This window comes from Parasedimentitalea denitrificans (assembly GCF_011813015.1).
Classification (GTDB): Bacteria; Pseudomonadota; Alphaproteobacteria; order Rhodobacterales; family Rhodobacteraceae; genus Parasedimentitalea; species Parasedimentitalea denitrificans.
Genome location: NZ_QHLQ01000006.1, coordinates 127,239 through 139,813 on the forward strand (window position 1 = coordinate 127,239; position 12,575 = coordinate 139,813).

Annotated in this window: 12 protein-coding genes and 1 tRNA gene; 8 read left to right on the plus strand and 5 right to left on the minus strand. The window is 56.5% G+C overall.

What is annotated here, in order from left to right; translation table 11 throughout:
• Positions 1–38 precede the first annotated feature (38 nt).
• Positions 39–797: a sulfite exporter TauE/SafE family protein gene (locus tag DL239_RS08445; RefSeq protein WP_167683577.1), complete on the plus strand. Its 759-nt coding sequence runs from the start codon at positions 39–41 to the stop codon at positions 795–797.
• A gap of 71 nt (positions 798–868) precedes the next feature.
• Here the strand turns inward: DL239_RS08445 and DL239_RS08450 are convergent, their stop codons facing one another.
• Complete coding sequence (locus DL239_RS08450) at positions 869–1,516, minus strand: GntR family transcriptional regulator (RefSeq protein WP_439650858.1); 648 nt, start codon at positions 1,514–1,516, stop codon at positions 869–871.
• Between the two features lie 69 nt (positions 1,517–1,585).
• Entirely contained in the window at positions 1,586–2,272 is a 687-nt protein-coding gene (locus DL239_RS08455) for a M48 family metallopeptidase (RefSeq protein ID WP_167683579.1), read from the minus strand.
• Positions 2,273–2,371: 99 nt separating this feature from the next.
• On the opposite strand from DL239_RS08455, the gene DL239_RS08460 reads away from it, so the two are divergent.
• The 3 genes from DL239_RS08460 to DL239_RS08470 all read left to right on the plus strand — a co-directional run bounded on the left by DL239_RS08460 (position 2,372) and on the right by DL239_RS08470 (position 3,963).
• Positions 2,372–2,698 carry a TIGR02300 family protein gene (locus DL239_RS08460; RefSeq protein ID WP_167683580.1) on the plus strand — a complete coding sequence of 109 codons (327 nt, stop codon included), beginning with the start codon at positions 2,372–2,374 and terminating at the stop codon, positions 2,696–2,698.
• 162 nt (positions 2,699–2,860) lie between these two features.
• Positions 2,861–2,936 (plus strand) — tRNA-Ala (locus DL239_RS08465).
• Positions 2,937–3,045: 109 nt separating this feature from the next.
• The gene (locus DL239_RS08470; RefSeq protein WP_167683581.1) at positions 3,046–3,963 is read left to right on the plus strand and encodes a PhzF family phenazine biosynthesis isomerase; all 918 of its coding nucleotides are present in this window, start codon (positions 3,046–3,048) and stop codon (positions 3,961–3,963) included.
• Here the strand turns inward: DL239_RS08470 and DL239_RS08475 are convergent.
• The gene (locus DL239_RS08475) at positions 3,955–5,277 is read right to left on the minus strand and encodes an aspartate aminotransferase family protein (protein WP_167683582.1); all 1,323 of its coding nucleotides are present in this window, start codon (positions 5,275–5,277) and stop codon (positions 3,955–3,957) included. The genes DL239_RS08470 and DL239_RS08475 overlap by 9 nt on opposite strands.
• Before the next feature lie 181 nt (positions 5,278–5,458).
• Between DL239_RS08475 and DL239_RS08480 the strand changes: the two genes are divergently transcribed.
• From DL239_RS08480 to DL239_RS08490, 3 genes are all read left to right on the plus strand, one after another.
• Complete coding sequence (locus tag DL239_RS08480; protein ID WP_167683583.1) at positions 5,459–6,856, plus strand: aminotransferase family protein; 1,398 nt, start codon at positions 5,459–5,461, stop codon at positions 6,854–6,856.
• A gap of 199 nt (positions 6,857–7,055) precedes the next feature.
• Positions 7,056–7,655, plus strand: coding sequence for a GNAT family N-acetyltransferase (locus DL239_RS08485; RefSeq protein ID WP_167683649.1), 600 nt, complete (start codon positions 7,056–7,058; stop codon positions 7,653–7,655).
• 249 nt (positions 7,656–7,904) lie between these two features.
• Positions 7,905–9,491, plus strand: coding sequence for a methyltransferase regulatory domain-containing protein (locus DL239_RS08490; protein ID WP_167683584.1), 1,587 nt, complete (start codon positions 7,905–7,907; stop codon positions 9,489–9,491).
• Positions 9,492–9,553: 62 nt separating this feature from the next.
• Here the strand turns inward: DL239_RS08490 and DL239_RS08495 are convergent, their stop codons facing one another.
• Together DL239_RS08495 and DL239_RS08500 are read right to left on the minus strand one after the other, a co-directional pair.
• Complete coding sequence (locus DL239_RS08495; RefSeq protein WP_167683585.1) at positions 9,554–10,582, minus strand: permease; 1,029 nt, start codon at positions 10,580–10,582, stop codon at positions 9,554–9,556.
• A complete protein-coding gene (locus tag DL239_RS08500) occupies positions 10,575–10,889 on the minus strand; it encodes an ArsR/SmtB family transcription factor (protein ID WP_167683586.1) in 315 nt (104 codons plus the stop codon). Before DL239_RS08500 ends, DL239_RS08495 begins: the two co-directional genes overlap by 8 nt.
• A gap of 130 nt (positions 10,890–11,019) precedes the next feature.
• Between DL239_RS08500 and pdxR the strand changes: the two genes are divergently transcribed.
• A complete protein-coding gene (gene pdxR, locus DL239_RS08505) occupies positions 11,020–12,480 on the plus strand; it encodes a MocR-like pyridoxine biosynthesis transcription factor PdxR (protein ID WP_167683587.1) in 1,461 nt (486 codons plus the stop codon).
• Positions 12,481–12,575 lie beyond the last annotated feature (95 nt).

Below are 12,575 nucleotides of genomic sequence, written 5' to 3' on the forward strand. Positions count from 1 at the left end.
CTTCGTATTGCTGGCTGACCATTACAGGAGCCCGCACGATGGATCTTAGCCTTTCGTTCTATGTCGTCACTGCCTTGGCAGTGTTTATCACCGGCCTTTCCAAGAGCGGTTTTGGCGGTGGTCTGGGCGTGATGTCTGTTCCCATGATGAGCCTGTTTGTAGAGCCCCGGTTCGCGGCGGCGGTTCTGATGCCTGTGCTGCTTGCGATGGATGTTCTGATTGTCTTGCGGTTTTGGAACAAGTGGAGTTTTGCCGTCCTAAGGCCACTGCTTACTGGCGCGGCACTCGGCTTAGTCATTGGTACCGCGACATTTCAGTGGATGGATGCGAATGCGATCCGTTTCACGGTGGGTGTAATGGCGGTGTTTTTCGTTGGTCAGTTTCTGTTCAAACAGGGGCGCCTTGCCACTTCGTCTGGTGATCGGTTTTGGGCAGGTTCATTTTTGGGTTCAATTTCAGGGTTCTCCAGCTTTATCGCCCATGCCGGCGGGCCACCGGTTAAGGGATACCTGTTGGCCCAAGATCTAGAGAAAACCAGCTTTGTCGCCACTAACACGTTGTTTTTCTTTATCCTCAACGCGACCAAATTCGGTATCTACGGCGCCTTAGGAACGCTGAATACTGACAGCGTATCCGTCAGCCTTGTGGTGGCACCTGCGCTGTTTCTGGGTATCGCCCTTGGGGCGAAGTTGCATCAGCACATGGATCAACGTTTTTTCGTGAAGATCGTCTATGGATTTCTCGCAATCACAGCGTTCAAGCTGCTGCACGACAGTATTCCGGCATTGTTCAGTTAGGGCGTTAGTGCGTCATCAGGATGTGTAGCCGCACAAAGAGTTCCGCCTCGTTGCCAACGTGATCATTCATCTCAGCCCGTCAGCATCCGCAGCCCTTGGGTCACGTCTGATCGCACGGCCAGCCGCAGGCCTGGCTCATCCCCGGCCTTTAGTGCGGCGATGATCAGCTTGTGATCACGGGGAGGTTCAGTGCGGCGCAAACGGCCGTATAGGGACCGCATGGTGGGGCCTAACTGCAGCCAGACGGTTTCCGCCATGGCCAGCATCGCCGGAGCTTGAGCGCGCAGATACAGCGTGCGGTGGAATTCAAGGTTTGAGCGGATATAGCCAACAGCATCGCGTTTTGACACTGCCTCGGCCACACCCATGTTGATGCTCTGCAACCGGTCGATCAGCGCCATATGCGCTCGTGGCAAGGCCCGGCTGGCCAGCTCGACCTCTAGCAGGGCGCGCAGAGCGGCCAGTTCTTCGATCCGTTCATTGCTAAGTTCCGGCGTCGAGACCCGCCCGGATGTGGACAGGAACAGCGCGCCCTCGGCCACCAGACGGCGCACCGATTCGCGGGCGGGGGTCATTGAAACATCGAACTCGCGACCAATTCCGCGCAGGGTCAGCGCCTGCCCCGGTGCGATCTCGCCGTGCATGATGCGGGTGCGCAACGCGCGATAGATCCGCTCATGAGCGGAACCGGACACTTCGGAGGGACGAGGAGAAACCATCATTTGCCTATGTGATCACAAATTGAGCCCTCGTCAACCGCCGTCGACCCAAGACACCCTGCCCTGTATTTAAACGTCGAACCGAAACCGATGCAGGCCACCGCCCTGCTGTTTCAACCATTTCCGAGGGCCTTGATAGTCGCCGTACAGATGCTCGACCTGCGCCCAGAACGCGGGTGAGTGGTTCATTTCTGCCAGATGGGCCACCTCATGCGCCGCAACGTAGCGCAGCACCTCTGGCGGGGCCAGAATCAGCCGCCAAGAATACATCAAGCCGCCATCCGAGGTGCATGACCCCCACCGCGAGCGCGTATCGCGCAGGGTGATGCGGGAATAAGACCTGCCCAACGCTGTGGCATAATTGTCCGAAGCCGCAGCCAGCCGATCCCGCGCCAGTTCGCGCAGAAACCGCTGCAAGACCCGCCCCGGCCGGTCACCTGGCACCTCGATCTCATTCTCATGAATCCGAACCCGCTTGCCGGAGGCCGCAACGACGCGGCGCTCAATACCGTCGATTGGCAGATAAGTCCCTGATTGCACGACCAATGACTCTGGATGTTTGGCCAAATGGCTTCTGATCCAGTCTTCTTTCTCGGCGGCAAAGTCCAGCGCTTCACGTTCAGGCAGTGATTTCGGCAGCGTCAACGTTACCCGCCCGTCCAATGCCGAAATACGCAGGCTAAGACGGCGCGCCCGAGGGGAGCGGCGCAAAGTCAGTGGAACCGGAGGGTTTCCAGGCAGGTGATGTTCGGCCATTGGGGCCCCTTAAAAGACTAAAGGCTTTGACAGTTCCTACCTCATATGGCAGGTCGTCGGAATCGTCGATAGACTCAAGCATTAATCAAGGGGATACACATGCCCAAGGAAGAATGGGGTGTAAAACGCGTCTGCCCAACGACTGGCAAGCGTTTTTACGACCTGAACAAATCTCCGATCGTTAGCCCCTACACGGGTGAAGCGGTTGAACTGCTAACTGGCAAGGGCCGGATGATCGCAGCGGATGCCGAAGATGCAGCATCTATGAAGGCCAAGGAAAACTCCGATTCGGAAGAAGTCGTACTGGATGATGATGATACATCCGACATCGATCTGGGCGATGACGTTCTGGACGATGACGAGGATGAAGATACTGTTCCTCTCGAAGAAATCGCTGACGTTGCTACCAACGACGACGATTCCTGATCGTTTCACAACGAATTAGGGCGTGCTTTTCGACCCGTAAGGCTGATTTTCAGCGGCTCGAAAAAAAGCTTAGATGATGGCGCATTTTCCTCTTGCGGAGTGCGCCATCGTCCCTTAAATCAGCCACACACCGCGGGACGGCAACATCACGCGGCTCGGTTTGGGGCCTTAGCTCAGCTGGGAGAGCGCCTCGCTGGCAGCGAGGAGGTCAGGAGTTCGATCCTCCTAGGCTCCACCAAACCACCCCCGCCTAAGTGAAGCAGTGACAGCATACAGCTTTGCGCGGCAAGCCATGCGTTGGCGGCCTTTCGATTTACATTGCCCAGAACCACTAATACTCTGGCAAAATGGTAACGATACATATTGTTGATGCATTTACTGATACTCCGGAAACAGGAAACCGCGCAGGCGTCGTTCTTGATGCGAGCGGGCTAAATGCATCTGAGATGCAAGACATTGCGGCCTTTGCAGGATTTTCGGAAACTGCGTTTGTTTTGCCTGCGCAGGGGCCAGATCATGACTTGCAGGTCCGCTACTTTACTCCGCAGATAGAAGTGCCAATTTGTGGACACGCGACTATTGCGACCCACTTTCTAAGGGCTTCGATTTCGGGCGATGCCGAGTATCCGATTAAGGTACTTACCGGTGTCGGCATACTGCCGGCTGAGGTTTCAACAGAAGGCCCAAAAATACAGGTGTCGATGACCCAAGGGGCCGTTGAATATGGTCCACTTCTGAGCGCTGAGGAATTGGACCTGCTTGCTGCTGCATTGGGTCTAGAGCAATCTGATTTTGTCGACGGGCTGCCGGCGCAAATTGTCTCAACCGGGCACTCCAAGGTCATCATACCCATCCAGTCGCGTAAAGTTTTGGATGAGCTGGTACCAGATGCGGAAAAGTTGACGTTGCTGAGCAACAAGATCGGCTGCAACGGGTTCTTTCCGGTGGTACTGGAAAAGTCTGGCGGCGCGCTAGAGACCTATGGCCGGATGTTCGCACCTTCAATTGGCATTGCCGAAGACCCGGTGACTGGCAACGCAAACGGCCCAACTGGTGCCTATCTGGTTAAACACGGTGTGATCAAGCTCACCGGCAGCTTTAGCTACCAAGGGCACCAGGGCCACAAGATGGGTAAACCCGGAACCGTTTTTGTGACGCTATCCTTGGATGGCGAGAACCTGAAAGTGCAGGTCGCCGGTCAGGCTGTTCGCGCAGGGGAACTGGAATACTCCCCCGCGCTTAGTCACCCTCAACGGCTAAGGTAACGACGCGCTTATCGCGACTTCCAGCTTGTCCACCACCTCGGTGATCTGTTCATCCGTGATGATAAACGGTGGAGCCAGCAGGATGTGGTCGCCGTTGACGCCGTCACGGGTGCCGGACATCGGATAGCAGATCAGGCCAGCCTCAAACGCGGCTTTTTTGATCTTTTTGGCCAGTCCAGTCGAAGGATCGAATGGGGTCTTCGTGTTGCGATCCGCGACCAGTTCGATACCGCGGAACAGGCCTCGGCCACGGATATCACCCACATTAGGGTGCTGGCCAAACCGTTCGACCAAAGCGGCTTGCAGCTTTTCTCCCATCTCGGCGCTGCGCTGCACCAATCCGCGATCCAGCATCGACCGCACAACAGCCAATGCGGCGGCTGTGGCGACTGGGTGGCCAATGTAGGTATGACCATGCTGGAAGAAGCCGCTGCCGGCCTCGATTGCCTGATAGATCTGTTTTGAGCACAGCATCGCACCGATAGGCTGGTACCCTGCCCCCAACCCCTTGGCGATACAGAGGATATCTGGCGCAACATCATCCACGTCGCAGGCAAACAGGTGGCCAGTTCGGCCCATGCCGCACATCACTTCGTCCAAAATCAACAGGACACCGTACTGGTCGCAAATCTCGCGAACCCGTTTAAAATACCCCTCGACCGGAGGCACGGCACCAGAGGTGGCACCAACCACGGGCTCTGCCATAAAGGCCATCACACTTTCCGGGCCAAGGCGCAGAATTTCCGCCTCCAACTCGTTGGCGACACGTTGGCCATAGTCATATGGCGTCTCACCTTCGGGGCGTTCGGCATATTCATAGCAGGGCGCGATGTGTGAAATATCGATCAGAAGCGGTGCAAACTGCGCACGCCGCCATTCGTTGCCGCCAGCCGCCAGTGCACCCAGTGTATTGCCGTGATAGCTTTGGCGTCGGGCAATCACATGGCGGCGCTTCGTCTCGCCCTTTTCCAGATAGTACTGCCGCGCCAGTTTGATAGCCGACTCGGTTGCCTCGGAGCCGCCAGAGACGAAATAGACCCGGTCCAGGTCGCCGGGGGCATTGGCAATCAACAAATCCGCCAGTTCCTCGGCCGGATCTGACGTAAGGAAACTCGTGTGGGCAAAGGCCAGTTTACCAACCTGATCCTGCACAGCCTGAATGACCGCTGCGTCAGAGTGCCCCAGACAGGACACCGCCGCGCCGCCAGATCCATCGAAGTACCGCTTACCATTTGCATCAATCAAATAGCAGCCATCGCCAGCAACAGCCGTAGGCAACTGCGCCTTGGTATGGCGGGGAAACACGTGACTCATTATTCTGCTCTCCATCAGGGAATCGTCCGCATCCTGAGCGCACTTGGCACTGGATACAATGCTCGTCAAAATCTGGACCTAGAGCTAGTTCTATTTTTAGCGTCTCTGGATTCCAAGGCGACTCAGACGAATATCCCGTCAGAGCGCAATTTAGATACTCAAATCGTGGAAAGGATTTGTCATGGACGGTACCTTCAATGAGAACGACATCAGCCACATCGTTGACGCTGACAAGGCCCACGTCTGGCATCACCTGGTCCAGCACAAGCAGTTTGAAACCAATGACCCGCGGATCATTGTTGAAGGCAAAGGCATGCGCGTCTGGGATCAGAACGGCAAAGAGTTCCTGGATGCCGTTTCCGGCGGTGTCTGGACCGTCAACGTTGGCTACGGCCGCGAGCAAATCGCCGACGCGGTGCACGAACAGTTGATGAAGCTGTGCTATTTCGCTCAGACTGCCGGTTCTATCCCCGGTTCGCTGTATGCGGAAAAGCTGATCTCGAAAATGCCGGGCATGAGCCGCGTGTACTACACCAACTCTGGTTCCGAGGCGAACGAGAAGGCGTTCAAGATGGTGCGCCAGATCGCGCACAAACGTTTTGGCGGCAAGAAGCACAAGATCCTGTATCGCGACCGTGACTATCATGGCGGCACCCTGGCCACCATGTCAGCAGGCGGTCAGGACGAGCGCGTGATGCAGTACGGCCCACTGGCCCCTGGTTTTGTCCGCGTTCCGCACTGCATGGAATACCGCGCCCACGAACAAGGCCTGGATCACCTGTCCAGCGAAGAGTACGGCATTGCATCCGCTAACCTGATCGAAGAAGTCATCCTGCGCGAAGGCGCTGATACCATTGGCGCGCTGTGCCTTGAGCCTGTGACTGCTGGCGGCGGTGTAATCACGCCTCCTCCGGGTTACTGGGATCGTGTGCAGGAAATCTGCAAGAAATATGACATCCTGCTGCACATCGACGAAGTTGTCTGTGGCGTTGGCCGTACCGGCACTTGGTTCGGGTATCAGCAGTACGGCATCCAGCCAGATATCGTGACAATGGCCAAAGGCGTTGCCTCGGGTTATGCGGCGATCGCGCTGTGTGTGACCACCGAAGCTGTGTTTGACATGTTCAAAGACGATCCAAACGATCCGCTTGGTTTCTTCCGTGACATCTCGACCTTTGGTGGCTGTACGGCTGGCCCAGCTGCGGCGCTGGAAAACATGCGCATCATCGAAGAAGAGAACCTGCTGGAAAACTGCACCAAGATGGGTGACCGCATGATGGGCAACCTGCAGGCGCTGATGGAGAAACACGAAGTTATCGGCGATGTGCGCGGCAAAGGTCTGTTCTTAGGCGTTGAGCTGGTTGCTGATCGTGTGTCCAAAGAACCAGTAGCCGAAGCGCAAGTGGCGCAGGTTGCTGCTGACTGTGGCGCACAAGGCGTGATCATCGGTATGTCGAATAAATCTGTTCCCGGCCGCAACAACGTGCTGTGCTTCTCGCCTGCACTGATTGCCACCGCAGAAGACATCGACCAGATCACCGATGCCGTCGACAAGGCCCTAACCAAGGTCTTTGGCTAAAAACAGCCCAGCGATTGACGAACAGGGGTGACAGCCCCCAACATAAGCGCCCCGGATACACCGGGGCGCTTTTTTGCATGCAAGAAACACGATGCCTGCCTGCAAAATTGGACTGGTCAGAAATGCAACAACCGGATCTTTTTCCTAAGCCGCAGATCCTGCATCAGAGGAGCAACATCTGATGAAAAGGACCATGAAAATGTGGGCAGCCCCGGTAACACTTCAAGGCAACTCTGTAAGCCTTACCCCGCTAACGCCAGCCCATGCACCCGATCTGGCAAAGGCCAGTGCTGATGGTGACCTGTCCAAACTATGGTACACGGCAATCCCTGCCCCAGACGCGGTTGATGCTGAGATAACCCGCCGCCTGTCCCTGTGCGAGAGCGGCAGCATGGTGCCTTTTGCCATTCTCGACACCAATGGCCGCGCTGTGGGCATGACCACCTATATGAACATCAACCACAGCAACCGCCGACTTGAAATCGGATCGACCTGGTACCGCAAATCGGTACAGCGCACGGGGCTGAACACCGAATGCAAACTACTGTTGCTGCGTCACGCGTTTGAAACCCTTGATGCCATCGCCGTGGAATTCCGCACCCATGTCATCAATACCCAAAGCCGACGCGCCATAGAACGGCTGGGCGCCAAGCTCGACGGTATCCTACGGTCCCATATGATCATGGCCAACGGCACCATCCGCGACACCGCAGTCTATTCGATCACCGCAGCGGAATGGCCCACCACCAAGGCGCATCTAGAATTTCAGATGCAGCGCAACCGGGCAGTCGCAGACTGATCCAACCTTCATCTGGCCAAAAATATCCTGGGGGAGTCGCGGCGTGCCGCGACGGGGGCAAAGCCCCCTCTCCTGCTCAAACCTACCCCCGGCTAAACGGAGATGCCCGAGCTAGCGGTTCAGTTTTTCTGCGACCGCAATTCAAACGTCATCAGATGTCATGCCATTTTTACGCTCCACATTAACCGATTCCTCAACAATTTTCGTCAATTTGGCGTCGAATATGGCAGCGACTAAAAAGGGCGATTCATGACTGACTGGACTTCTGGCTATGTGGCCGACATCGACTATACCCATGACTTTTTTCGTGAATTAGCACCAACACATTTAGGGTTCTGTGCCTTGTCACAGGGGCATGAACATGGGCTGAACCGCCCCGGCATGACCTATTGCGAGCTGGGCTGCGGTCAGGGCTTTTCCGCCAATCTGCTTGCTGCTGCGAACCCACATGTTGAGTTCCACGCTATGGACTTCAATCCTGCCCATATGGTCGGCGCTGCCAATCTGGCACGTGACGCTGAACTGGAGAATGTCCACTTCTACGAACGCTCGTTTGAGGATTTTGGCGACGCCCCCGGCCTGCCACAGGAATTCGACGTTATCGCGCTGCACGGTGTTTACAGCTGGGTGTCAAAAGAGCACCAACAGCACATTACTGACTTCATTTCCAAGCGGCTGAAACCCGGCGGGATGGTCTATATCAGCTACAATACGCTACCCGGATGGGCCCCTGTCATGCCGCTTCGCCGTGTTTTGACAAATCGGGCTGACCAAGGAGCAGGCCCTCTCGATCAGCGGATCAAAGAGGCGATGGAATATGCGCAGCAGCTATCGGAGTCAGGGGCCGGCTATTTTGCGGGCAACCCGGCAGCGGCCAAACGGCTGGAGCAGATGAAATCCAAGCCCGCCAACTATCTGGCACATGAGTATTTCAACAAGGACTGGACACCGTTCCACTTTGAGGATGTTGCCGCCGACCTTTCGCAGGCCAAGCTGAGCTTTCTGGGGTCCGCAGAACCACGTGACCATGTGGATGATGCCTCTTTCACCCCTGAACAACAGGCTCTAATTCAGGCCGAAAGCGACCCGGTGCAGCGCGAGAGCCTGCGCGACGTCTTGCTGAACGAGCAGTTCCGGACCGATGTATTCATGAAGGGCAAGCTGCAACATACTCCGCGTGGGTCCGTCGCAGCCTGGTTCGCAACGCCGCTGGCGCTGACGCGTCAACCTAGCACCGGCCCGATTACATTGTCGTGGCGCGGCCGGGATACGGTGATCGAGCAAGAACAGTTTGGCCCCGCGCTAAAGGCATTGGAGCAGGGTCCGATGACCGTGCGTGCGCTGCTAGAGCAAGGTGCATTTGGCGCGATGCCCTGGGCCGAAATCTCGCGGATGCTGACCCTGCTGATCGGTGAGGGCTATCTGGCCGCCAGCCTGCCGCCCGAGGGTCTAGCAGAACGCGTTGAACGTTGTCGTGCATTCAATGCAGCCGTCGCCAAACGCTCAGAAGAGAGCGAGTCGCTTCAGTTCTTTGCCTCACCTGTGACTGGTGGTGGCATCGCGTTGAACCGGTTTGAGCAGCTATTCCTGCTGGCCCGCAGCGAGGGACGCAAAACCCCCGGCGACTGGGCCGATCTGGTTTGGCAGATTTTGGCGCCACAGGGTCAGCGGTTGCAAAAAGATGGGCGCGTTCTGGAAACGCCCGAGGAAAATCTGGCCGTTCTGCGTGTCCGTGCAACGGCCTTTGCTGCTCGGCGTCTGGCCCTATGCGAAAGCCTTGGCCTAACGTTAGAGCCTGATGAAGAGACAGCGCAGCATAACTCGGCTGCGGCCTAAGACATAAAAAGGGCGGTTCCGTATGTTGGCACCGCCCTTTTTGTTTGCTGCCGTGGCGGGGGTCACACCATCTGGAATACAATCCCTGACGCGATTGCCCCACTTACCCCCAAGGCCAGATAGGTGACAAAGACCTGCGGCTTAACCAGTGACCAGACCGCCAGCATCGCCGGGATAGAGCTGACCGCACCTGCTACCATGAACGACATCGCGGCACCGTTGCTCATCCCCTGATCAATCAGCCCTGCCAGTAGCGGCGGCGCGACATAAGAGTTCAGATAGGCGGGCATCCCAACAAGGGCTGCGATGGCAATTGGCACCACACCTTCGCCGCCAACCAAGGTGGCAATCAAATCTGCCGGGACATAGTGAACCAACAGCGCCTCTAGCACATAGGCCAGTGCCAGCCATTTCAGCAGGAAAATCCCATTTGAGACGAACTCAGCCCGAAAATGATCGCGGCGTGACTGCTCCTGCCAGAACTTCCACATTGGCTTTGTCTCTTGCTTTGGAGCACCACAGTCACAGCCAGTGTTCGGGGCCTTACGCAGGGGAGATGCAAATAGACCACCCCGCATCATTGCCCGAACCATGAAGCCGCCAAATAGTCCCAACGCTACGGCAACGACTGCTTTGCCGATGGCAAAGGGCCAGCCCAAGGCACCAGCTGTGATCAACAGGGTTGGGGGATCAATCAGTGGTGAGGACAGCCAAAATGCCATGACTGCTGACAACGGCGCACCTAGCGCCAGAAGGCCTGCAATGAAGGGAATCACCTCACACGAACAAAACGGAGCCAACCCACCAAAAAGGGCAGCCATGAATATCATCCGGGTTTCGCGGCCCTCGAATGCGCGGGCGACCATGACCTCGGCCCCAGTGGCCTTAAGATAGGCCAATAGCAGCACGGCAAACAAAATGTACCGCCCGGTGCTGAGCAGCGCCAGCAGGGCAAACTCGCCCACGGAGGTAAAGTTGGCCGGGTCCAAAAGCGCCACAGCCACCAGTAAAGCCACAATCAGGGCCCACGGGGTTTTCAACCACTTTAGAGCGTCACGCGAGCCGCCCCGGCTTTGGGTAAGATCAGACATCATTGGCTGCCTTCTTGTGGGATGCGTCCGCGCAGCATTCGCTGAGAACAAATTGCGCCAAGGCCTCAAGTTGTTCAAAACTGGCCCGACTGATGGTCGAGCGTCCGATTTTCTCTTGCTCGACCACGCCAGCGCCGGTCAGAAATTTGAGGTGATGTGCCAGAGTAGAAGGTGCGATGCCCGTGCGATCCTGGATTTCATTCACCATCAGACCTTCGTGGCCGGCCCGGATTAGGCAGCGCAACACCTGCAATCGCGCCTCGGATCCCATCGCCGCAAATCCTTGGGCGGCTTGTTCCCATTGCATGGTCATACTCCAATTTGATTCGATAAAACTAGTTTTATGGTTTTATTGAGTGCGATGCAATGTTGTTTTTTTCACCTCAACATCTAAGTCCAGATTGCACCCAAATTAAGTCCAGCCTAAGATGCGACGCATGGCGATATCAGTTGACACCTTTTTTCTTAGCCCTCGGGCCCACGGAACTCTGCAGGCGCAGATCCAGCAGATGATTGCGGAGGGTATTTTATCCGGCCGATTTCATGTCGGGGAAAAGCTGCCGTCGTCGCGTAAACTGGCGATGCATCTGGGCATCAGCCGAATTACCGTGACATTGGCCTATACCGAATTGTTGGCCAATGACTATCTAAACTCGCGCGGGCGGTCAGGATATTATGTATCGGACAACGCACCGGTGCCGCCTAGCTATACACCGCCGGAAAAGTCCGAAGAGACTGTGGACTGGTCAGCGACGATGGTGCGCAAGTTCACTGGTGGCGACACGCCGCGCAAGCCGCAGGACTGGCGGGACTACAAATATCCGTTCATCTATGGGCAGGCCGACCCTTCGCTGTTTGATCACGCCAACTGGCGCCTTTGTGCCCTTCGGGCTTTAGGGCAAAAGGATTTTGCCGCCCTGACAACGGATTATTTCGATCAGGATGATCCGCTGCTGATCGAATATATCGCACGTCACACGCTACCCCGACGGGGAATCACCGCCCGCCCTGAAGAGATCCTGATAACTCTGGGCGCGCAGAACGCTCTTTGGTTGGTTTCCCAGGTTTTGCTGAACAGTGAGCGTAAAGCGGCAATTGAAGACCCCTGCTATTATACCTTGCGGGACCAGCTGGTTCATAGCCGTTGCCAAATAGATGCCATTCCGGTGGACCGCGACGGGCTACCGCCGGAAATGATCGCTGATGACACTGACGTCATTTTCACTACGCCAAGCCACCAAAGTCCGACAACTGCCACCATGCCAATGGACCGCCGTCGCGTCCTGTTGGATCGAGCCCGTGATATCGATGCGGTTATCGTCGAAGATGACTACGAGTTTGAGATGTCGTTCTTGGCCGCGCCCTCGCCCGCGCTAAAATCGCTGGATCGAGATGGCCGTGTTGTTTACGTCGGCAGCTTTTCCAAGTCTTTGTTCCCGGGGCTACGTCTGGGCTATCTGGTCGGGTCTGAACCCTTCATCCGGCAAGCCCGCGCCCTGCGTGCCAATGTGCTGCGCCACCCACCCGGGCACATTCAGCGCACGGTGGCCTACTTTTTGTCGCTGGGTCACTACGATGCGCAGATTCGGCGAACTGCCAAAAAGCTGCATCAACGTCGGACAGTCATGGAAGCAGCTGTAGCTGAGCATGGGCTGATTGTAGCTGGACAAGGTGTCTATGGTGGCTCGTCCATCTGGATGCAGGCCGATCCTTCGGTGAATATGGCGGATGTCGCCCGAGGCCTGATGCCACAGAGCGTTCTGGTTGAACCGGGCGCGCCGTTTTTTGCTGAAAAAAACCGCCAGCACAATTATTATCGACTGGGATATTCGTCGATTGCACAGAATCGAATCGAGCCTGGTTTGGCCTTACTGGCTAAGGCTTTGCAGCCCAGCTGACTCTGGCCCTAATCCGGTTCCACAACTGGCCCTAACTGCGACTTCTCCCGCATTCTAAACCAAAGGCAACCCCGGTACACACCCGGCCCATTTGG